This is a genomic window from Halomonas sp. 18071143 (assembly GCF_019211725.1).
GTDB lineage: Bacteria > Pseudomonadota > Gammaproteobacteria > Pseudomonadales > Halomonadaceae > Vreelandella > Vreelandella stevensii.
Genome location: NZ_CP078120.1, coordinates 959,651 through 981,756, shown reverse-complemented (window position 1 = coordinate 981,756; position 22,106 = coordinate 959,651). Strand labels below are relative to the sequence as shown.

Annotated in this window: 17 protein-coding genes and 2 pseudogenes; 10 read left to right on the top strand and 9 right to left on the bottom strand. The window is 54.9% G+C overall.

Translation table 11 applies throughout. The features are described from left to right. Positions 1-63: 63 nt before the first annotated feature. Complete coding sequence (locus KVY02_RS04740) at positions 64-486, bottom strand: CopM family metallochaperone (RefSeq protein ID WP_084123732.1); 423 nt, start codon at positions 484-486, stop codon at positions 64-66. A gap of 446 nt (positions 487-932) precedes the next feature. On the opposite strand from KVY02_RS04740, the gene KVY02_RS04735 reads away from it, so the two are divergent. Further along, the gene (locus tag KVY02_RS04735; protein WP_128082404.1) at positions 933-2,702 is read left to right on the top strand and encodes a hypothetical protein; all 1,770 of its coding nucleotides are present in this window, start codon (positions 933-935) and stop codon (positions 2,700-2,702) included. Positions 2,703-2,812: 110 nt separating this feature from the next. On the opposite strand, the gene KVY02_RS04730 is transcribed toward KVY02_RS04735, so the two are convergent. Beyond that, positions 2,813-3,733 (bottom strand): bile acid:sodium symporter family protein, encoded by a 921-nt coding sequence (locus tag KVY02_RS04730; RefSeq protein WP_039175778.1) that lies wholly within the window; start codon positions 3,731-3,733, stop codon positions 2,813-2,815. Between the two features lie 205 nt (positions 3,734-3,938). Here KVY02_RS04730 and KVY02_RS04725 point away from each other — a divergent pair. From KVY02_RS04725 to KVY02_RS04705, 5 genes and pseudogenes are all read left to right on the top strand, one after another. Further along, positions 3,939-4,854: pseudogene (locus tag KVY02_RS04725) on the top strand (cation diffusion facilitator family transporter). Between the two features lie 132 nt (positions 4,855-4,986). Continuing rightward, positions 4,987-6,128, top strand: a protein-coding gene (locus KVY02_RS04720; protein ID WP_256357566.1) for an IS3 family transposase whose coding sequence is annotated in 2 segments (ribosomal slippage) — positions 4,987-5,248 and positions 5,248-6,128 — 1,143 coding nt in all. Because the reading frame shifts where the segments join, the coding sequence is not laid out codon by codon here. Between the two features lie 77 nt (positions 6,129-6,205). Next, a complete protein-coding gene (locus KVY02_RS04715) occupies positions 6,206-6,883 on the top strand; it encodes a DsbA family protein (RefSeq protein ID WP_022521292.1) in 678 nt (225 codons plus the stop codon). Next, positions 6,883-7,872 carry a M23 family metallopeptidase gene (locus KVY02_RS04710; RefSeq protein ID WP_052196326.1) on the top strand — a complete coding sequence of 330 codons (990 nt, stop codon included), beginning with the start codon at positions 6,883-6,885 and terminating at the stop codon, positions 7,870-7,872. The genes KVY02_RS04715 and KVY02_RS04710 overlap by 1 nt, the downstream gene beginning before the upstream one ends. A gap of 112 nt (positions 7,873-7,984) precedes the next feature. After that, on the top strand, positions 7,985-8,767 hold the full coding sequence (locus KVY02_RS04705) for a ZIP family metal transporter (RefSeq protein ID WP_035556053.1): 783 nt from the start codon (positions 7,985-7,987) through the stop codon (positions 8,765-8,767). A 28-nt stretch (positions 8,768-8,795) separates the two neighbouring features. Here the strand turns inward: KVY02_RS04705 and KVY02_RS04700 are convergent, their stop codons facing one another. Next, entirely contained in the window at positions 8,796-9,254 is a 459-nt protein-coding gene (locus KVY02_RS04700) for a MerR family transcriptional regulator (protein ID WP_022521290.1), read from the bottom strand. Between the two features lie 86 nt (positions 9,255-9,340). Here KVY02_RS04700 and KVY02_RS04695 point away from each other — a divergent pair, with 86 nt between their 5' ends. Genes KVY02_RS04695 through KVY02_RS04680 form a run of 4 tightly spaced genes read left to right on the top strand, consistent with a single transcriptional unit; the run spans position 9,341 to position 14,661 of the window. After that, complete coding sequence (locus KVY02_RS04695) at positions 9,341-11,527, top strand: heavy metal translocating P-type ATPase (protein WP_016916427.1); 2,187 nt, start codon at positions 9,341-9,343, stop codon at positions 11,525-11,527. Then, complete coding sequence (gene lspA / locus KVY02_RS04690; RefSeq protein ID WP_016916426.1) at positions 11,524-12,027, top strand: signal peptidase II; 504 nt, start codon at positions 11,524-11,526, stop codon at positions 12,025-12,027. The genes KVY02_RS04695 and lspA overlap by 4 nt, the downstream gene beginning before the upstream one ends. 4 nt (positions 12,028-12,031) lie before the next feature. Further along, the gene (gene lnt / locus KVY02_RS04685) at positions 12,032-13,564 is read left to right on the top strand and encodes an apolipoprotein N-acyltransferase (RefSeq protein WP_016916425.1); all 1,533 of its coding nucleotides are present in this window, start codon (positions 12,032-12,034) and stop codon (positions 13,562-13,564) included. A gap of 53 nt (positions 13,565-13,617) precedes the next feature. Further along, positions 13,618-14,661 (top strand): L,D-transpeptidase family protein, encoded by a 1,044-nt coding sequence (locus KVY02_RS04680; protein WP_016916424.1) that lies wholly within the window; start codon positions 13,618-13,620, stop codon positions 14,659-14,661. A gap of 126 nt (positions 14,662-14,787) precedes the next feature. On the opposite strand, the gene KVY02_RS04675 is transcribed toward KVY02_RS04680, so the two are convergent. From KVY02_RS04675 to KVY02_RS04650, 6 genes and pseudogenes are all read right to left on the bottom strand, one after another. Next, positions 14,788-15,693: a hypothetical protein gene (locus KVY02_RS04675; RefSeq protein WP_016916423.1), complete on the bottom strand. Its 906-nt coding sequence runs from the start codon at positions 15,691-15,693 to the stop codon at positions 14,788-14,790. 518 nt (positions 15,694-16,211) lie between these two features. Continuing rightward, the gene (locus KVY02_RS18525; RefSeq protein ID WP_081139052.1) at positions 16,212-17,300 is read right to left on the bottom strand and encodes a TniQ family protein; all 1,089 of its coding nucleotides are present in this window, start codon (positions 17,298-17,300) and stop codon (positions 16,212-16,214) included. Beyond that, positions 17,300-18,102: pseudogene (locus tag KVY02_RS04665) on the bottom strand (TniB family NTP-binding protein). Before KVY02_RS04665 ends, KVY02_RS18525 begins: the two are co-directional and overlap by 1 nt. Positions 18,103-18,167: 65 nt before the next feature. Continuing rightward, a complete protein-coding gene (locus KVY02_RS04660) occupies positions 18,168-20,096 on the bottom strand; it encodes a Mu transposase C-terminal domain-containing protein (protein WP_016916422.1) in 1,929 nt (642 codons plus the stop codon). Then, on the bottom strand, positions 20,089-20,769 hold the full coding sequence (locus KVY02_RS04655; protein WP_022521280.1) for a heteromeric transposase endonuclease subunit TnsA: 681 nt from the start codon (positions 20,767-20,769) through the stop codon (positions 20,089-20,091). The genes KVY02_RS04660 and KVY02_RS04655 overlap by 8 nt, the downstream gene beginning before the upstream one ends. A gap of 120 nt (positions 20,770-20,889) precedes the next feature. Further along, positions 20,890-21,948: a transposase gene (locus KVY02_RS04650; protein ID WP_016916420.1), complete on the bottom strand. Its 1,059-nt coding sequence runs from the start codon at positions 21,946-21,948 to the stop codon at positions 20,890-20,892. Positions 21,949-22,106 lie beyond the last annotated feature (158 nt).

Here is a 22,106-nt window from a genome sequence, read left to right as displayed (position 1 = left end):
AAGAGGCGGGCAGAATATCACTGTTGCGGCCGGTGCGTAGCGGATTATGCGGGCAAGGTGACGTTAATGTTCCTGACGCTCGAGCCACTCGCGCAGAAACGCAATTTCACTCTCTTGAGCCGCGATAATCTCCTCGGCGAGCTGGCGAATCTCTGGGTCATCGCCATATTCGAGCACGATCTCGGCCATCGCAATGGCGCCTTCATGGTGCGGAATCATGCCCTTGGCAAAGTCCACGTCGGGGTCTCCGCTGAAGGCCATGTTCATATCTTCATGCATACGGTCATTGGCCGCCTGAAAAGCGGCAACGGCCGGATTCTCTGAAGGTGATGCGGCCTGCCCATGGGACTCGTGGGCGTGGCTATCTGATTGCGCATGGCTGAGCGGCGTGATCAGCGCCCCCGCGAGCATCATGACGCCTACCCAGTACGGCCTGGGCATGGCGGGTAAAAGGCTCTGGGTGACACCTTGGCAAGCGTTGGACATCAGTGTGCTCCTCAATGGCTGATTGGCTTTGCCTGCCTCTGTCAGGCAGGACGCTATCGTCACGATAGATTAAAAGTCTAAAACCTTGGGGCAGCACAGAGGTCAAGAGGCCTAAGGTCTAGGGTCTCCCCATTTTCCGGCGTGTCATCGGCATAGTCCTCCTGAGGAGGTGAACAAGTCTGGTATTCGTGCCTCGGCGTCTGGCGCTCTTCTCCAGAGGGGATAGAAAACACTTCGGCCTTGAGCAAACAGCCGTTGCCAGCCCCGCTGCAGGCTATAGAACGGGAATATCAGCCGGCGGTGTCGCTTCTGACGTTGCGCGTGCCGCACCAACTCCGGCGCTCGGTCCTGATAGGCCGCAAGCAGTGTCATTTCCAACAATTGTTGCGACTAAACAATAATTGCTGCGACAATCTCTATGTTGAGTTTACATAGAGTGCGCCTTTGTGACCGTTTCTCTTAAACAATCCAGAACCTTTAGCTTCCATGATGGCACCCTAAAAAACGAGGCAGAGCGCTTGGTCGTTTGGTGGTACGGGCCTATATTTAAGAACAATCGCTTACGAAGCGTCCCTAAAATCCATATCTTCTTAAGAACCATCGACCATGAAAATAACTTAGGAGGCGTGATGAGACGTGAGACTGTCTTAACGCATCTTGGGCTATTGAGAATAGGGTCAGTATGGGAAAAGGGCGTGAGTAGCTCGCGTATTGCCTACGAGGAAAGAAAATTCTCCGTTTCTTTTTCTCCAGGCGGCTGGCGAATTGTCACCTTAGATGATTTACGACAATCAGGACGAAGCCTCTATACCGCTTTTCATGACTCGAACTACTTACCCCAGAAAAATCAGCACAAAACATACCTGATTGAATTTGACCTTCCAGATGGCAAACACTTGCTCATCCCTTGCACAGAATTTTTTATTCGCGTTTACGGCCGATCTTCTGAAATCAAGCGAGTGCTCGCCACTTACCCTTGGGAAGAAGTCAAAAAACGTCTTTATCGACCGCTTGATGCGCCTGCATCCCCAGGTACGTGGCCTGTCAAATTTACCTATCATGTTCATAAACACGATGCCATTTTGCTCGCGCATATGTTGTACGATCCGTATGCCAAGCGCGCTGCAAAATATATATATTCACAATTTGAAACCAGCTCCACGCCAGATGAGATGCTTTTAAAAGCCACCCCATGGTTTCAAGGCAGCGGGGAAATCTCTGTTTCTGGCGTTCCAATTGATGGTGGCAACACATTCCTAGGCTTGCAGATATTAGGCTGTACGCAGCCCGATGGTGCCACGATCCACCGCGAAAGAGAGAAGTCAACGACAGTACCAGCCACCGATGGCGATGATGCTCCCACTCAATTTCCCTATCATCAGCTTCAAGACATCCCCGATGTCATTGACCTGACGGATGATGAAGAGCCCGACCATGGCTCTTCTTGGCTAGACCTTCCTGAGGACGAATTCGTTATTTTAGGTAAGCCTCGCGCCGTCTTGGATAAACGATATACTCGAAAAAATGTGCCCGATACACGAGGCGTCCCCGTTCCGGGTGACGAAACTATTTTCTCCACTGGGGAGCCGCATGGATCAGGAAAAGGGGTCGGACAGGCCTCTATTCATGCTCCTATTACACTGGAATCACAGGGCTTTCTACGTGATATGTGGAATGCGCTTCTCTATTTGCAATCGGCCTATCCCGAAACGATTCGTGGCGTTAGCTGGTTTACCTTTGAAGACGGCTTTAGCACTTCCCCCGACCCTCGGTTGATCAGCCTCGAACCTTTCGAAATAGACGAGGAGGTGGAAACGTCAGTCGCTAATTGGGTTTACATTGATACTCAGACCAAGGTACCTCGCGGGGTGCTCGTCGTTCGGGTGCATGTGTTAGATCAAACGCTCTATCTCATGGAGATCCAACGACGCCCTCCAAAACCCAGAGCTGGCGGTAGCGAGGAGGCATCCAAGCCTCCTTCCTATAAAGGTTTAGTCTTCACGCTGAGCCACCAAGGCAGCTTCGAGCAGTGGTTACGCCAAGTGCTGTCTAACGTGCGGCACGTAGAAGGTGTTGTCCAAAAACTAGTTGGTCACTGCCCAGGATTCGCCGATACGTTCAAGCACCCTAAATCCAAAAAGGAACAGATACCCTGCGAAGCCTCTGTGTTAAATGCTTTTAGCAAGGTCAGTATTGGTCGCAGTGACTTAGCATAGGTACTATTTGCCACCTTTATGAGTAGCGGTGTCTGTTTTGTCGCTAAGAGCAACCTGTACACCCCGTGTGCAGGTTGCTCTTCTGACGAAGAGCCGATACGGCCATCCCTTCAGTGGCGGGCGAGGATCTTCGCTGCGATGGGCGAAGTGATCATTTGAATCACGGCAAAAAAAGCGGCTGGAATCGCGATCTCTGATGGCAAGCCGGAAACAGCGACAAACGCTGCAGCGATGCTGAATTCCTTTTTACTGACCGTGAAAAGATAGGTAATCACCTCTTTGCGATCAGAGGTGAGTAACCGTGAGGACATACCTACCAGGTACCCAATCAAATTGAGGCACAGGGCCGCGCCCGCAATCACAAACGCATACCAGCCATAGCCAATGATCGTGGTGGCATTCGGCCCGACCACGGCGAGTAGGATCAGCAGATACAGAATCGACCCTATCCCTGCATACGCTGAATCATGCCGTGCAAAGAAAGCCGAGAACTTTGTACGCAAGCTGACCCCAATCACGGTAGGAAGAAGCACGATTAGTGTTAATTCAAGAATAATTGATCCAAGCGGCACGTCTAACTGAAGGCCGGTGAGCCATAAAAACAGGAAGGGAACAATAAACGGACATAACGCGGTGTTGACTGCGTTGAAAACAGCGGCAAGCGCCACATTGCCTTTTGCCATCAGTACCAAAAGAGGAGAGGACACATCTGTCGGCAGCGTGCCGAGCAAGGTTTGGCCAGCAGCCAGCGGGCCGCTTCCAAAAAATAGACGGCCCGTTAGCCACCCGGCAATCGACATAGGCCCATAGACCAGCCCCAATGCCAACAACTGCCGTGACGGCTTTCGGAACACGATGCGCACTGCATGCGCATCGAATGTGAGGCTGATAATCAACATCAGTAATGCCAGTAATGGCCCAATCGCGAACTTAAGCATTATTCCGGTGGCCGGAAAGAGTAAGCCTCCCCCCGCGACGACGATTACAAACCAGACAAGGTGCGCCTCGACAAAATAAATGAATCTACCCATGGTGGATTAGACGTTACCGGTTGAAGTGGATTGAGCCCCGCACCTAAAACATGATCACCTTCGGCCCAGCGCGCCATGGCTCGCTTGGTAGCTAGGGACGTGCTTCCCAATCCAGCGATGCAAATAGATAATGCTCAAGGGTTGAAGCTTTAGTTGCTAGAGGTTTTATAGTACCAAGAACAGATAATTCGAGAGAAGGTAACAGATGGGACATCATCATGATCATCCCCACATTGATCCTGCCTCTGGCGACCGGCGCGTCAGCATCTCCATTTGGGCCAATGGGCTCTTAACCATCGCTCAAATCGTCGGTGGCATTATGGCGGGGAGCCTATCGCTGATCGCTGATGCGTTACATAACTTTTCTGACATGGCAGCATTAGTCATTGCCTTTGCTGCTCGTAAAATCGCCAGACGGCCTGCCGATGTGCATATGACCTTTGGCTATGGCCGCATCGAGATAGTGGCAGCACTCATCAATTACACCACCCTCATTATTGTCGGTGTCTACCTGATTTACGAAGGCGCTATGCGGATGGTCGATCCCCCTGAGATAGAGGGATGGACGATCGTGATTATTGGTGGCGTCGCGCTCGTCGTCGATGCCCTTACCGCCATGCTCACGTGGTCAATGCAAAAAGAGAGTGTCAATATCCGCGCCCTTTTTCTGCATAACTTATCGGATGCGTTTGCCTCCATCGCCGTGATTATCGGTGGTTCGCTTATTTTACTGTACGACATGCGCTGGGTAGACCCCGCGATCACGATAGGGATTGCGCTATATATTCTTTACCTAGCCTTCTCTGAAATTGGCGGCCCTATCCGTACGCTAATGCTGGGATCTCCCCCGGACATTGACGGGCAGGCAGTCGTTGAGACCGTACGAGATATCGAGGGAGTCCAGGATATTCACCATGTGCATCTATGGCAGATGCAGGAAAACATGGCAGCCCTTGACTGCCACGTGGTTCTGACAGAAACCGGCTGGCAGCAGCTTGAATCCGTCAAAGCAGAGATCAAGGAGCAGCTTATAAATGCGCTTCAGTATTGCTCATTCCAGCCTAGAGTTTGAGCATAGTGACCACGCGCATCAAAATGCCAATCTATATGGGCATGAGTGACAGACCGAGGCCGGCTCCCAGCTCAGGTAGATAGCGAGCAGCTTACTCCCATAGCGATTGGCTTATTTTTGAAGTGGTCCAATTGGAGCGGACACCCCGATAAGCCTCATAATGGAGGCCATGGAGGTGTTCATGACCAAGAAGACTCGACGTCGGTTTTCCGATGAATTCAAGGCGGATGCGGTGAGCCTGGTGATCGATCAGGGGTATTCCGTATCCGAGGCTGCCCGGCGCCTGGGCGTGGAGCGCAGCGTGCTGGACCGCTGGTGCCGCAAGCACCGTCAGCAGGTCTCCGGCATCCCAGGGCGGCAGGAGGACGATCGCGATGCCGAGATCAAGAAGCTCCGCGAAGAAGTTCGTAAGCTTCAGATTGAAAAGGATATTTTAAAAAAGGCGGCGGCCTTCTTCGCCAAAGAGTCGAGCTGAGATACCAGTTCATCGAGTCGGAGAAGGCCACTTATCCCGTGGCCGTGCTGTGTCGGGTTATGCAGGTCAGCCGGAGTGGTTTCTATGACTGGCGACGACGTGGCCCTGATGAGGCGCGCCAGGCCCTGTACCACGAAGTCAGAGAGATTCATCTCCAGAAGCGTGGCAGCTATGGCAGCCGCCGCATGGCCAGAGAACTGCGACGCCGAGGCCACGATGTCGGCCGTTACCAGGCTTGCAGCCTGATGCGGGAAGCTGGTGTAGAGGCACGGCAGCGGCGCCGCTGGCGTCATACAACCGACAGTGAGCATAGCCTACCGGTGGCGCCTAACTTGTTGAACCGCCAATTCATGGTGGCTGAACCGAACCGGGCCTGGGTGGCCGATATCACCGCGATCTGGACGCTGGAAGGGTGGCTCTATCTGGCGGCGGTGCTCGACCTCTACGACCGGCAGCTGGTGGGCTGGGCAATGGCGGAGCACATGCGCACACAGTTGGTCCTGGACGCCCTGGAGATGGCCGTGGGACGCCGGCAGCCCGAGGAAGGACTGATACATCACAGCGACCGCGGCAGCCAGTACGCGTCGCATGACTATCGATCCACGCTGGATCGGCACGGGTTCCAGGCCTCGATGAGCCGGAAAGGGAACTGCTGGGACAATGCCGTCATGGAGCGCTTCTTCGGCTCACTGAAAAGCGAGTGGCTGGCTGGCCAGCGATACGGAAGCCGACAGGCCGCACGGCGGGACGTGATCGAATACATCGAGATGGAGTACAACAGCTGCCGGCTCCACTCGACCCTGGGCTACCAAACGCCAAGGGAAATCGAGTTGGCGGCTGCAGCTTGAAAATGTGTCCGCTCTGACTTGACCAGAACATTTTCAACCCTACTTTTCCACCCCATCGTTGAGACAGAGAGAGAAACATGTTCAAAAAAGCGTCTTTTATATTGGCCGGTACGTTAATGCTGACCGCTGCGATCGTCGCCGTATCGAAGCCTGCCCTCTTAGACATGCAAGCTCAGGCAGCAAAAGAGAGCGGTGTCCAGGCCGAGGACTCCTTGGTGCGTTCACACTCCCCCATCTTGGGACGAGAAGACGCGCCGGTGACGATTGTGGAATTCTTCGATCCGGCTTGCGAAGCCTGCCGTGCTTTCTATCCCCTGACAAAAAGTATTCTGGAAACCTACCCAGAAAAAGTGCGGCTCATCGTGCGCTACACTCCTTTCCACGGCGACGTATCGGACAAGGCCATTCGGGTATTAGAAGTTGCTCGTCGTCAGGGCGTCTTTGAACCGGTACTGGAGAGGCTGCTGGCTCGCCAGGATCAATGGGCTTCACATGGCAGTTTTGATGAATCCGCTATCCTCGATATCGCGAGCCAAGGAGGCCTTGATTTAGCGGCTGCCGAAGAGCAACTGACTTCTGCTGAGGTGCAGGCGGTGATTGACCAAGACATGGCGGATGTCAGAGCCAATCAGATTCGCCAAACACCTACCTTTTTTGTCAATGGCGAGCCTTTAGACCCCTTTGGTATGCAAGAGCTGATTGATGCCGTCGAGAGTGAAGTAGCGGAGATCTCTGGGGAAGAGGATGGCCAGTGATGCAGCGCTGGTGGTTACTAGGCTTGGTGGGCTTTTACCCCTTGCTAGCCGAAGCCAATTGGCAAACGCATCTGTCATTGCCTCCGTCTGAACTTAGCCCTGTCAAGTTACAGGCGGCTAGCGAGCAAGAAGGCACATTACCGCTCGATAGCGTTGATACCCTAACCTTTGGGCGTGATGTCGTCATTAATACCACTCTCTACGAGGCCTTGGCAGCAGAAGGTGTCCCAACGCGTTTCGCCACTAAACTGGAAACACTGCTCAGCGAGTTTATAGCAGCGCCGCTGGAGTTTTCTGGCAGTGAACGTATTCAATTAGTGTGGGAGGAAGATCGACGCCAGGACGGCGCCCGTGTTGGGCCACCACGCCTCAGTTATGCCGCTCTGCCTGATCAGGCAGAGCCCTTGGAGGTCATATGGCCGGTCACCCAAAAGGGGGACGTAGCTCTTTTCAAAAGCGACACACTGCTAGGCACGTTGCGGTTGCCCGTGCTTAGTGCCCGCTTAACGTCTCGCTTTGGGAATCGGCGACATCCTGTGTATGGAGGGATGCGTCCTCATAATGGAATTGACTTGGCTGCGCCGACAGGAACGCCGGTCATTGCCACCGCACCTGGGCGCGTATTCTTTATGGGTCGCCAAGGGGGATATGGGCAGGTGATCGAGGTGGAGCACGACACAGGGGCCATTAGTCGCTACACACACCTTAGCCGATTCTCCCCACAGCTAGTGGTTGGGGATTTAGTCAATGCGGGAGAGTCGCTCGGAGAGGTAGGTTCCTCCGGGGTCGCCACGGGCCCCAACCTGCATTACGAAGTGAGAGTCAATAACCAGCCTGTTGATCCCCTTGGTCAAGGTCAACGCATCATGTTGGGTGAGCAGCCGACTCAAGGTGAATATCAAGCGTCACTTTACGAGGCAAGAGATCGCTTGGAACAAGCTATCGGCACGGCGTCCATTTATGACTTGATCTCGTTTAACGAGCCGTAACCACCCGTGCTTAGCAACGTTGCATGGATTGTTAGTAACGTGAACGTGTGCTTGCCTCGTTATGGAATCCTAGCGCTGTGATCACTCATCTACCACAAGACAGGTAATCGGTATGGAAGAGGTTTCTCTCGTCACCATGGGGGTATTGGGAAGCCTTGCCGCGGGCTTGATGACGGCTGTCGGGGCGCTTCCTGTCTTGTTTACCAAAAGACCGAATCGTGGTGTTCGCGATTTAGCGTTGGGGTTCGCCGCTGGCGTCATGCTAGCGGCCTCTTTCTTCTCACTGATCATACCCTCCTTAGAAGCCTCGGAGCTGCGTTACGGAGGTAGCGTGGTACCTGCTGCCATTGCCTGTGCGGCCATCTTGCTAGGGATTGGAATGGTCGCACTACTGAACGAACTCTTACCTCATGAGCACTTCGAACAGGGGCGAGAAGGGCCAGAGGCTGCCTCACTACGTCGTATCTGGTTGTTTATTATTGCCATTACGATACACAACCTGCCAGAAGGGCTGGCCGTTGGCGTGGCCTTCGGCGCAGGGGGAAGCGAAGGAGGCATTCCACTAGCGATTGGCATTGGACTTCAGAATGCCCCAGAAGGACTGGCCGTAGCAGTATCACTGCTAGGCGTGGGCTATTCACGTTGGCGGTCATGGACGATTGCCGCCCTTACGGGGCTTGTTGAGCCGTTGGGTGGCTTATTAGGCGCTGGAGTCATCAGCATGTCACAAGCGCTACTGCCCTGGGGGTTGGCCTTTGCAGCGGGGGCGATGTTGTATGTGATCAGTCATGAGATTATTCCCGAAACTCATCGAAGCGGGCACCAAAAAAAGGCCACGCTGGGCCTCTCTATCGGATTGGTACTCATGCTGTTTTTGGATGTTTCGCTGGGCTAACCATTGGGCGTGGGGCGTAGCGTTAGTGCTAACCTAAGTCGTGAGCCCCTCCGTGCGATTTTTCAGTGATACAGAGCTGATGATCACTGATGACCTCAATGATTCGGCAGCTTTCCACTTTACCACCGGCACACTGCGTGACCATCCGTTGAAGCTCCTCACGCAGTATGGACAGTCGTTGAAGGCGGGACTCCACTTTCTTTAGGTGATGCGTGGCGATGGCATCGACTTCTTGGCAAGGCATATCAGGTTGATCTGACATGGCCAAAAGCTCTCGCACTGACTCCACCGAAAAGCCAAAGTCTCGGGCATGACGAATAAAGGTCAAGCGCCGCACAGCGTCGTCTCCATAGCGGCGCTGCCCCCCACCGGTTCGTGTCGCATCGCGCAACAGCCCAATACGCTCGTAATAGCGAACCGTTTCAGGTTTGCAATCGGCTCGTCGTGCTAACTCACCAATGCTGATACTTTGGCCGATCATCGACATGGTAAAACTCCTTAGGCAGGGCTTGAAGCTGTAGTTGCTACAAGGTTTACACTTAAAAACCATAGCCCATTGGCAGGAGAGGCACCATGAAAACATCAACGCCGACAACAGCGCCTACCACCTTGACGCTGCGTGTTGAAGGCATGGACTGCGGCGGTTGTGAGCGCAAGGTTGTATCGGCGCTAGAGCGACTGGAAGGCATTGAGGAAGTCACGGCAAGCTCGGTCACGGGATCAGTGAAGATTCACCACCACGATCACGGGGCCCCCTCGCGAAAGACCATTGAGGGCATCCTGAACGAACTAGGCTATCAAGTGGCTTCCCATGATGGCCAAACACGCGCATCTGGTGCTTCATCCTCTTGGTGGCAAACCGCTAAAGGGCGCTTGGTCATTATCACAGGAAATCTGCTGATAGTGGCCTTCGCGCTTCGTTTAGCATGGCCTGCGCTGGGTAATATGCCTTTCATTTTGGCCACGCTAGTCGGCTTAATACCCATTGCGCAGAGTGCCTGGGGCGCCCTCAAAATGCGCAATCCCTTTACCATCGAGATGCTGATGTGCATCGCTGCGCTTGGCGCATTGGCCATCAATGCTGCCGCTGAAGCTGCGATGGTCGTGTTCTTGTTCGCCGTAGGTGAGCTACTCGAAGGGGTAGCTGCTTCACGAGCGCGCCGCAGTATCTCAGCCTTGGCAAATTTAACACCCTCAACGGCGAGGCTGATGGACAATGGCCAGCTGCGTGACGTCTCGGCGGAGTCACTTAAACCCGGGCAGCGTGTGCTGGTGCGGCCCGGTGATCGCGTACCCTGCGATGGACGCATCCTGGTGGGCACCTCCGACATTGACGAGTCGCCGGTAAACGGCGAGTCCATACCCCGTTCGCGAGCGCCTGGTGATGACATTTTTGCTGGCACAGTGAATCTTGATGCCGCCCTGGAGGTGGAGGTAACACGAGGCGCTGATGACAATACGATCGCTCGCGTTATTCGTCTGGTTGAAGAAGCACAGGCCGCCAAGGCACCGATAGCACGCTTTATTGATCGTTTTGCGTATTACTATATGCCCGCCGTCGTCTTACTCGCCCTACTGATGGCGATAGTGCCACCGCTGGTATCGACCATGGCATGGTCGGAGTCGATTTACCGTGCGTTAGCATTGCTGTTAATCGCATGCCCCTGCGCGTTGGTCATTTCTACCCCAGCCGCCATCGCCGCAGGTCTCTCGGCGGGCGCTCGGCGCGGACTACTGATCAAAGGGGGAGCCGTTCTTGAACAGTTAGGTAAGCTTCGCTTGGTGGCATTAGATAAAACGGGCACCCTCACTGCGGGTACCCCAAGAGTCACAGATGTGGAGTCTTGGATTGCTGAGGAAGACGATAACAGCGTATTGCGGCTCGCCGCCGCAATAGAGCGGGATTCCAGTCACCCTATCGCCACGGCTATCGTTGAGCATGCCCGACAGTCGGGCATCAACCTCCCCACCGTCACTGGCAGCCGCGCTCTGGCGGGGCGCGGTGTTTCCGGCCAGGTGGAGGGTCGCGAGCTGAGCTTAATGACGCCTCGTCACCTTCACGAGAAAGTCATCCTTGAGGAAAGTCTCAGTGCTCGAATTGTCGCGTTAGAAGAAGCCGGTAAGAGCCTCGCTCTCCTCGTCGAAGGCGAGCGTTTACTGGGCTTGATCGCGGTTCGCGATGAGCCACGCGAAGATGCCATTGAAGGCCTAGCGGCGCTATCCCGTTTAGGCGTACAGGCGGTCATGCTCAGCGGTGATAATGCCCGCACCGTCGCTGCCACGGGGGGTCGCTTAGGCATTGAAGCGTACGGCGAACTAATGCCTGAAGACAAGGCAGCGTATGTTCGAGACTGGCAAGCGGCAGGCCGTGGCCCCATCGGTAAAGTAGGTGATGGCATCAACGATGCACCGGCACTCGCGGCAGCCGATGTGGGTATCGCGATGGGGGGTGGCACGGATGTGGCGTTGGAAACCGCCGATGCAGCCTTGCTCAAGAACCGCGTTACCGGCATCGCTGAGCTGATAGACCTCTCTCGTGCCACGCTGCGCAATGTGAAAACCAACGTTGTTCTCGCCCTTGGCTTAAAAGCCATTTTCCTAGTTACAACGGCGCTGGGTATTACCGGCATGTGGATTGCGGTGATGGCCGATACCGGTGCTACCGTCCTGGTGACGTTGAACGCCATGCGACTGCTGGGTTACCGCTTTTCGCCCAGTACCGCAATGACAGGCCTGTCACAAGGAAAAACAACGTCATGAGAACAGCGCCAAACGATAGCCCTTCACGTCGCTGGCCATGGTTCACATTAGCTTGCGTGATGGCTCTAGCCGATCAACTGGTCAAGGAAATTGTGCATGCCCAGATGTCGTTTGGCCAAGTCATTCCGCTAACGCCGTTTTTTAACTGGGTTTATACCGGGAACACAGGAGCCGCTTTCAGCTTTCTCGCAGAAGCAGGGGGTTGGCAGCGCTACCTCTTTCTTGGTTTAGCGTTGGTGGTGGTCGTCGTATTGGTTGTGCAGCTATGCAAACCCCTGTCGCGCTTGGAGGCCTGTGCGTACAGCCTGATTCTTGGCGGCGCGCTCGGTAATACTGTTGATCGCTTAGCGCGAGGGTACGTCGTCGACTATCTGGACATTTACTGGGGCGAATGGCATTGGCCCGCCTTTAACATGGCCGATATCGCGCTATTTGCCGGTGTATTGATGTTCGCGGTGGCGTTATGGCGTGAAAGTCCTGCTTTTAAGCGCTCTGAGTAACGCTATGGATGTGGTCGATAAAGATAAAGAATATACGCTTTTTGCTGGGCGCTCCTCACCAATAGTCGATTGCGTTGTAGCGCTCGCCGCTGGGGTGCTGACCACCTTGAGTGCCGCCCCCTTTTCCCTATGGTGGCTTGGCCCAGTGAGCGTGGCACTGGTCTATTGGAGAATAGCGTCGCTAACGCCCGCCATGGCCACCCTGCGTGGGTGGTGCTATGGGGTAGGCCTGTTCGGTTCAGGCACGTCGTGGGTCTTCGTTGCTATTCACGATTTCAGTGGCACCGGGGCCTTGGTGGCGATGCTCCTCACCACTCTTTTTGTCAGCGTCCTGGCGCTCTTCTTTGCAGTCCCCTTTGGGCTCTATCGACGCATCACGGGGCCACGGTTCGCCTTTCTTAGCTTTGCCGGTATGTGGGTGGTGAGCGAATGGCTACGCACTTGGATGCTCACCGGCTTTCCCTGGTTATTGCTGGGCACCTCTCAGATTGATTCTCCACTAGCCCCATGGGCGCCCGTTGGTGGTGTGTACTTGCTGTCACTCATGACCGCGCTGACAGGTACGTTAGGGGTAGAGGTACTGCGTCGCCGCTGGAGTTTCCTTGTCCCAATGGCCGCCTTGTGGATCGTTCCATTCCTATTGCCCGCCCAATGGACAACCCCGGCTGGCAAGCCCATCCGGGTGGCATTGCTGCAAGGGAATCTTGACCAGCGCATTAAGTGGACTGCCCAAGGGCAGCGCGAAGCGATCAGTATCTACACGACGATGACACGGGAGCAAGCAAGGGATATCGATCTCATCGTTTGGCCTGAGGCAGCCCTTCCCATGCTTGAGCAGGAAGCACAGCAAATACTTGAGCAAGTAGCGTCCGACCTGGGGCCTGACACCGCCTTGTTGACCGGCATTTTGCAACGCGACAGTGAAGGGCGCTCTTATAACAGCGTCATAGGGCTAAATGATGTGCAGGGCGAATACCAGAAGGCGCACTTGGTGCCCTTTGGCGAGTATTTGCCATTCCAAAGTCTCCTCGCTGGCACCCTTGCTTTTTTCGACTTGCCAGTACCTCGCCTGACCCCAGGGTCAGGCGAACAGGCTCCGTTACACGTGGCTGGAGCCACCATTGGCAATGCCATTTGTTACGAAATCATTTTTGCCGACCATGTCGCCCAACAGGCGCGTAATGCCGAGCTGCTATTAACGGTTTCCAACGATACGTGGTTTGGGCGCTCCATTGGCCCACACCAACATCTTCAAATGGCGCGTCTACGTGCCTTAGAAAATGGTCGTCACCTACTTCGAGCTACCAGTAATGGCGTGACGGCCATCATCGATTCACAAGGTCACGTCACAGCCCGTGCCCCACAGTTTGAACAGGCCAGTTTAACGGGCGAGGTGACCCCGATGCAGGGCCTAACTCCTTTCACACGCACCGGTAGTGGCCCCGCTTGGATACTCGCTGCGGTGCTGACACTGCTCGGGTTACAACTGAACTTATCTCGATCAAAAAACGACGCATTAGATGAAAAAGGAACCTAGCGATGCTCTTGGCAAAGAACGCAGCAATACTTAAGAGATTCCTCCCATGGCCAATGCAGATCGGCTTCATCGTGAGTGTGATGGTTTCGTTTCTGGCATGGCTCCCTGTCGCCATGGCGGCACAACCTTCCACTGCCCAGGAGACGGAATGGCCCAAGGGGCATTACCCGCTACCTGAGGAAGGCAATATTATCGGAGAGGCTGACACCTTCATCGTGAAGAATTACGAGGATACTCTGATTGATATTGCCAGACGTCACAACCTTGGCTACCAGGAGATTGTACGTGCTAACCCAGAGGTCAGTATTTGGGTGCCCGGAGTGGGTACTGAAGTAACCATTCCAGGACGCTTCATCCTGCCGAATGTCGAGCGTACTGGGGTCGTCATCAATATCGCCGAGCTGCGGCTTTACTACTACCCAGATGTCAAAACCGGTGAGACACCGCGCGTTGAGACCTATCCTATCGGCATCGGTCGCGAAGGGTTTGATACACCCCTTGGTGTGACCGAGACCACCATGAACATTAAAAACCCCGCATGGTACCCGCCTGAGTCGGTAAAACGTGAAGCGGAAGCACGCGGCGAAACCGCACCAAGCGTTGTACCGCCCGGCCCCGATAACCCGCTAGGAGACCATGCCATCATCCTAGGCTTCGATGGCTATTTGATTCACGGCACCAACCAGCCCGATGGCATTGGCATGCGCGCAAGCCGAGGTTGTATCCGCATGTTACCCAAAGACATCGAATCTATATTTGACCGCATTCCACCCGGCACCCAAGTCAACATCATCAATCAGCCGATCAAGATAGGTTGGGAAGGCGGTCAGCCGCTGATTCAAGCCTTTCCGCCGCTTGGAGAAGAAGAGCACAGTATGACCGCACTCACAGAGACCATGACACGCCTTAACCAATACAATGTCGATAACGTAAACCTCGATTACGAGCAGCTCAGCGATGTCCTGTCACTCTCTAACGGGCTTATAACCCCACTACATCCAAAGCAGGAACAGGAGCCACAGCGCCACAGCCCAGAAGAGAAGGCTATCAAGGGCATTTATGAAGACCTGGTTTTGACGTCATCTCAACGGTCATGACACGCCTTTTGGCACCCCGTTGAGCCCTGGCATATAGGTAGAGAGCCATAGCCCCGTCCAAACGGCGGGGCGACATTCGCCTACAGAGTCGCGGGGCCCTCCAAGTGACTGCGCGCTATCAGTGTCTTAGCACTCAATATCCAGAGGCAGCCAGTAGGTAACGCCACCCACTACCACCTGTATCCCGTCTGTCGTCCGCTCTACGGTCTGTTGTCGAAGCATTTTCTGCGTTAATTTTGTGTCATGGAAATACTCCATGGCAGCAACGATCCATGCCTCCCTCCAGGCCTCTCCTTGATCAGCACACCGGGCCATCGTCATCAGGGTGCGGGCTAGTGTTTCTTTTCGCCGCTTTCTTGCCCGTTTTACATCCACCCGAGGAGCCAACGTGGTGGCATGTTGGCGATTTAAGAAATTAGTAAACCCCGTGACCGAGGCTGCTTGTCCGGGCACCGCATGCAAATAGTTGTCCACATCGCCCTGTTGAGGCAGTCGCTGCCCCTCCCGGTCAGTAGCGAGTAGCAATGCGGCTGCCGCTCTTAGTGCAAGTCGTGCGGAGGTGTGGGACGTTTTGCCCGCCTCTATACGGGTTTCCAATTGCAGCCAATAGGCTTGCAGCACTTGGTCTGATAGCGAAGCGAACGGCATAGAACTGAGACACGCTTGAATACGTCTTTTCTCTGAGTCGATCCGCTTTGCTTGGTGATCCGGCTCTACCCCTTGCTCTTCATGCAACCATCGCATGGGAAGCCTCACACGCCGCAAGCCCTCCGCCCCGAAGTGATGAAGTAGCTCCGAATAGCTCGGTATCCGTGACCATGCCTGGTCGAGCTCAAGGAAGAACGAGAAGAAATGATTGATCTTGAGGGCAGCCTTATGCGGCCCAGTGATACGAATCAGCCATTCACCAAATTCCCCAAAGGCCTCACTTAACGCTTTGGTAGTGATACCGGCTTGGCCAATGGTGATGCGTTTACGGCATGTTCGCGTCCAATAGCAGGGCTCACAGGCATCACCTCGACCCGCTGGCATGGGATTACCACACGATGGGCAGGCAATTTCCCCTTGCTCATTACAGGCTTTGCACAACGCATCCCCGTTGGGTGCCACCACCAATAAACGATGTCGACGACATGCAGAACAGGTACCGTGGTCTGCTGTCGAACAGCGTGGACATAAGCGATGATCATGCCCCATACGCGCCACTCGGGTAAGACGTTGAGATGCTTTCCCACACGCCTCGCAGGGCTCTGGTTCTTTGAAATAGGGAGCGCAGGCGATACAGACAGGGCCGTAGGGAGTGACCTTGCCGATGTTGTAGTCTGAACTGGCTTTTCCACATCGTGCACACGGTTTGTCAACGTTGCACTGACGACAGACGGCGTCTGGGTCATTCTTAGGCAGACGGGCTAACTCACCACATCGTGGGCACATCCGCCGCTTAAACACACGAGCATAGCAAGTTGAACAGTAGCCGTGCCCTTTATGGCGTCGCCACAATTTGGAGACTTCTCGGCCACACTCATCGCAGTCGACCGTTTGGTGTTGATTCAAGAGGTTGGCTCCGCTTTCATTCTGCGTTTTAAACGCGCCCATGAGGCTCTAACAGCGCGTTCCGACATGGGGCGACAAGCCGGGGGAACACGGCGGCGATGCGGCCCATGAGGGTGGTGAGATAACCGTGATAGCAGCGGCAACAACACAACGGGGGGCGACCTTCGGGGATCATGAAGCGCGCTCGTTTTGACATTGCACGCGACCAGAACGCTGAACGTTTCTTCAAGGCCCATACTGAGCAAGCGTTCCAACGCTACCAATAAGGCACTACGCTCGCTGACAGCCAGCAGCTCAAACGCCAGGCCAGACACAGGCATTCGGCAATCCGTAACCGAAATGCCCAATGAAAGAAGCGCATCGGCCAGGGGTGACACAGGCCGCCGACTTGCACGCCGTATAACGCCAATAAAAAAGGCCACCATAGAAAACCAATCGGCGGGTGCGATAGAGGCCTGCCTAAACGTCACCTTATCCTGTTCTAACACACGATCAGCCATCACTTGAACACTGAACGCTTCAGGTAAAGGCGACGTGCATACCGCCTTTCTAAAATCGTTATGACACCGGCTGCATTGAGCTAAATGTTGATCTTCCGCTGTCAGGCGATGGGGCTCTATAGGGGCCTTGCATGCTGGGCACTCATCTACCAGCTGCACCCCATGAAAGCGGCACCCAGTGTGCCAAGCGAATCGCCAGTGCCGGCGCAAGTAGGGGGTTGAGTCCTCTGCCAAGCACAACGTGCATACCTGTTGTCCTCCATGGCGGGTTCGATTTCGGCTGCCGAGTGCCAACAACCAGGGCCAAGTCCGGGTTTCCGGTAACGAGTAACCGACCACTTTCTCACAATCGTCCCGCATCCCCGCTTTCTGAAACTTAGCGGAAGATATCCCCGAGGCATTCACTAATGGGCGCATTCTTGCGAGGGGTATTTCCCTATCAATGTCCCTCGTCCATATACGCCATGTTGGCCAAATAGCCCCGGTGAGCGACAAAGGATCACACCCCTGTCGCAACGCCGCCCGAACGAGCCATGATGAAAGGGACTCCTCAGGCAGCAGGGGCACACTCAGCGCCCAGGTCATTACAGCATCACTTCCCTAATGCCACGGGTGGGCCGCACCCATGATTTACTCTGAATAATTTTCTCATCGATGCACTCAGCTCCAGACAAAATAGCGGCATTTGCACACTCAATCAGCAGCCGGTGCAGGTCACCCAAATTACCGCCAGAAATCGCGTGGAGCTGGGTCGCCAATTGGGGCTCATGCAGTTGGGAAGGATGTTTGAGAGGTAATATCTTCTCAAAGCCAGCGAGCAGCTTCTGAAACTCCTGATTGAGCTCCCACTTTGGTAACGCGACCACATCAAAGCGACTCGCATGCTGTGGGTCTGAATGCAGCACACGCACAGCATCTTGCGTCCCCACACCAACGATGGGAATCATTAGCTCATTGCATAAAAGCTTAATGGCATTCATCGTTTCGCGCTGCTTAACAGCACCACCGGTTAACAGAGAGTGAAACTCATCGATGATCAGTAAGCGCGTATGGCAAGCACGCAGTTGATGAATCACCTGGTAGCGCAGCTTGGGAACAGGATCTGTAGGCCGGTAGGGAGCCCAGAAACTCTCTAGCACTGCGATATACAGACTTTTCTCATCGGCACTCGGGGGAGCCTGAGTGACAACAACAGGCTTCACGGGCTCTACGTCTTCATTCACGTAGCCTTCACCGTACTGCTTACGAAACTTGTCTTTCCGTTGTTGGAGTCACCCACGAGCAAGAGGTTAGGCATACGAGGACGACTGGGCTTCTCCATCAACCCACGCATGACCTCAATGACACGATTGGCCAATGGATAGCCCAACCAGCGCGGTTGATCCATAAACTCCATTCGCTCTTTAGCGGACAGCCCCAAGACGTGACGAAGATCAGGATGAAGGTGTGTGCTCATGCTATGTCCCAGTTCACATCGATATCACCCGTTAAAAGACCGTCCCCTTGAGCGGGTGTCTCTTTAGGGGCCGCAGTTGAGGGCGCATGTAAAAGGGGATCTGCAGGCGTCACCTTCTTCTCATGCTCTTTACGTCGTTGTGCCTGACGGCGACTTCGCTTAGTACGTGCTTGCGACTCCTCCACATGGGTTCGCAGCTCACTAATAGCGCGTAGAATTTCAGTCTCATTGACCGAGTTTCTTCCTTCCTGCCGAAGGCGCGCTTTAGCTTGGGCATACTCCCAAACACTCATCGAGGGGAGGGCAAGATTGGCAAAGGGCACGCGAAAATAGTGCCCGAGCTCCGGGTCTTTGAACCAAATGACACTAATGTCGCGAGGGTCGCGCCGGAAAACAAAGGTGCGTTTCTTGTCTGGCATGTCTGGATCTTTGGCATTGATCCAAGGTCTTAGCGCTTCATCGTAATAGTTTATGCCATCGATGGTCACACCAAAGGTCTGGATCGTACGCTGAAAGCTGGGCAAAAAATCGAGCAATACAGAGAGCCTGTCAGCAGGCCTCGGCGCTAATCCCACTCCCTGCACATCCGCATTGCCAAACACACCAATTTCCCACTTTTTCATCGGCGACATACCAATCCCAGAATGAAGGCGCTGGTGGTAAACCTTGCAAATCAACGTCACCAGCCACTCTTCAAACTCGCTTTTCGTCATGGCCGCGTGCTTCTCTGGATCGTATCCCTCTTTCTCTTTAATGGAGGAGAAGGTCGTCCCAGGCAGGTTATGGATTTCCTTTAGAAGAGAGCCCAGTACCCGCTCAATGTGGCCACCATAACGAGGCTGCTTAACAGGCCGAAACTCAAGGTTGACCCCATAGGCTAGGCATGAGCGCCGAAACGTCTCAGAGCGAAAATCTGGGCCGTTATCGACATGAATCGTGGCGGGTGTGCCCCATACCGGCCACTCAGCCTCCACATTATGCAGTAGCAACCACTCATCTTTAGGAAGCATGGAGTGCGCCACACACATGCCGACAGATGTTTCAGAGGGCGGGTCAAACGACAAGTAATACCCCGTGACCATGCGAGTAAACACGTCCATGGCCAACGTAATCCATGGGCGACCAATCGGCTTGCGATACACGTCATCGACCAAAATAATATCGGCAGGCGTGTGGTCAATCTGCATAACGGCTAACGGATAGTCCGCATTGGGAAATTTTCCGGCAGCCGGCTGGAACTTGTTAATGGCTTTGTCTCTAAAACCATGGCCACGCAACCGGTCACGCTCTGGGATATCACGCAGACGAGCACGAACGGTACCAGGGCTCGGCGGGTCGATGCGCCGTTCATGGCAGCGCCGCATGACTTCCTGTACCGCTTTTTGTGCGGACGGACGCTGCAGCGTCAAATACACCTCTTTGATGACTTCCTGAATCACTGCCTCGGCATGCGCGGGAATACGCGACTTTCCCTTCTTCCACCCTGGCTTTTGAGGAATCAATGCGAGCACCGAGCCCGTCGCTTTATACCGCTTCAACCAACGGTAGATCGTAGCCGTATCAACCCCCGTTTGTTTCGCACGCTCCTCCGCTGCATCCCGCCCCACCGTATGGCGATCCACCAAGGGCTTAATGATGGAAAAGCGATGCTCGGCCTCCCGCCAATCGGCATCCCCAATCTCGGACATATCCTGCTCAGGGGATACGGACCCGCTATTGAGAGGCGCTAGTTCTTTGATGCGAAGCGGGCAACTACGCCCGGACTCAACGGCAATGCCAATGACTGTCTCAAAATCGAGCACCTGGGAAATTCGGTAAACGGTGCCATCTTTCTGAACCTGCTCACCCACCATAATCTGCAAGTGTTGGCGTGTTTGGGCGACGCCGTTATTGGGTTCAGTTGCGCTGCCACGATGGTTATTCATAATCGGGTACCCATACCTCCGATAGAGGACTGAAGGATTGGGCCATATCGCAATCTAACTGCCGAGTCGCCAGTAGATGCCATAAATGCGCAATCCCCTCTGCCCGGTAAATATCGCCCATAAAGTGCCGAGAAAGCAGGTAATCCAAGGTCGCCACCCCCATTTCCCTCACCGTGTTGAGGACTGCCTGGCTTTCGACAGAGGGAAACACCATCCGCTTGTAGCGCGCTAGGAAGGTAATGTTGTCCAAGGTCTTATCACGAATGCGGCTTTCATCATGAATGCGAAACGCCCAGCCCTCATTGTTGGCATGCCGTATCGCCGCCTTCCATTTAGGCGACCATTCACGCCAATGTGCTTGCCACTTTTCCCGTGGTTTGACCTCCACCAGGAGAGGTTTTGGGTAATCCCTGTAATGACGGTTACCGAGACGGTAATAAACCAAATAGTCAGGTGTGTAGGTGTAGCGCCTACCGGTCACGGGATGATGAAACGGGATCTCGCACGGCTGGGATATCACACCAAGGACGCTCACATCAAAGTCAGCCTTGATGAGGAAATCACGTTCGAGCGTCGACTCGAACGCAATAGACTCCTCCCCGCGAAAGGCATAGTAGCCAGACACACTTCGTCGGGTAGGGCCGATTTTACGAACGGATGTAGGCAGTGGCATGGGCAGTCGCACCAAATGTTGAATAAAACAAGACCTGTCGCATCAATTGCTATTAATTCTGTCGCACTCAATCCTGTACAGACTACCATAATAGCCCGATATTACGCCCTGAGGGTCGCACTAATTGCTGAAAATGACAAGCAGTGCCCAGGCCAGGCTGGCCAGCGCCACCAGGTTCTGCAGCGTCGTGAAACGGCGTGCCTGGACACCCTCTAGGTCGAACCCCTGCTTGGTGAACCGGTACCCCTCCTCGCAGGCCCAGCGATCCAGGTAAGCCTGAATCATCCGCTCGCCTTGGCGGCGACCACGCACCGGGCGCGTCGTCACCAGCACCAGGCGCTCCGACTTCTCATGATCGACAACGATCATCCACAGCGGCGTCTCCGGATGCTCCCGCAGTGTGACCTTGGTGATGCCGAACCGCACCGGGATATGCTGCCCACGGCGCAAGTGGCCGCGGTGCTTCAGTGGCAGATCTCGGGCAATCTGCTGCGACGTCTTGGCGGTATCTCGCCACTGCCAGAAGCGCTGATTGGCGGCCCGGACCAGCACATGACGCTCGGCGCGCAGCCAGGCATCCCACAGCCGCCCTCGATCGCCGCCACGATCGATGACCCACAGTGGCCGGCCCTCCACATGGCGCTGCACGGTATCCATCACGCTCAGGATATCGGTGTTTTCACTGCGGTAGCCGCCGCGAGCCGGCGATAGCAGCCGCGTGAGCAGTGGCCAGGTGGTGCCCCGCTTCAGGTCGCGTGCCACCACGCTGATCAGCGGATAACCGCCGACGATCTCGCCGGTATCACCGTCGCGAACGCGGGTTCGGTATTCACTGGTCGGGGCGCCATCCCGGTTCAGGTCGCCCGGATCGATGGCCAGCACCATGTCATCGGTGATATAGGGCGTGATCCGCTGGAGCTGCAGTTGCTCCGCGGCCCAGGCAAGCTCGCTGTGCCGGGACAGCATGCGCGACAACCGCTTCTGCGTGTGGTGTAGCCGACAGGGTTCCTTCAAGGCGCGGGCGATCTCGGCCTGGCGCAAACTACCGCTGGCCAGGATGCCAAAGAGCGTTTCTGCCGCCAGCTTCACGACGGGTCGAGCGAGGTGATCCGACAGGTCGTCACACCAGTCGATCAGGCGAGCTTTCCATTTGGCGCGGTCTTTGGCATCTTGAAGCATCGGGGCTTTCCTTTTGGTTCATGGTGTTAGGGGTAACAACATGATACCGGCGGGAAAGCCCCGATCTCGTTGATAGCACTGAAATTTTCAACGCTATTCAGGCAGTTACAGCACCACCTGTGGAAAAGTGGGGAGACGCTAGGCCTAAGGTACGTTAC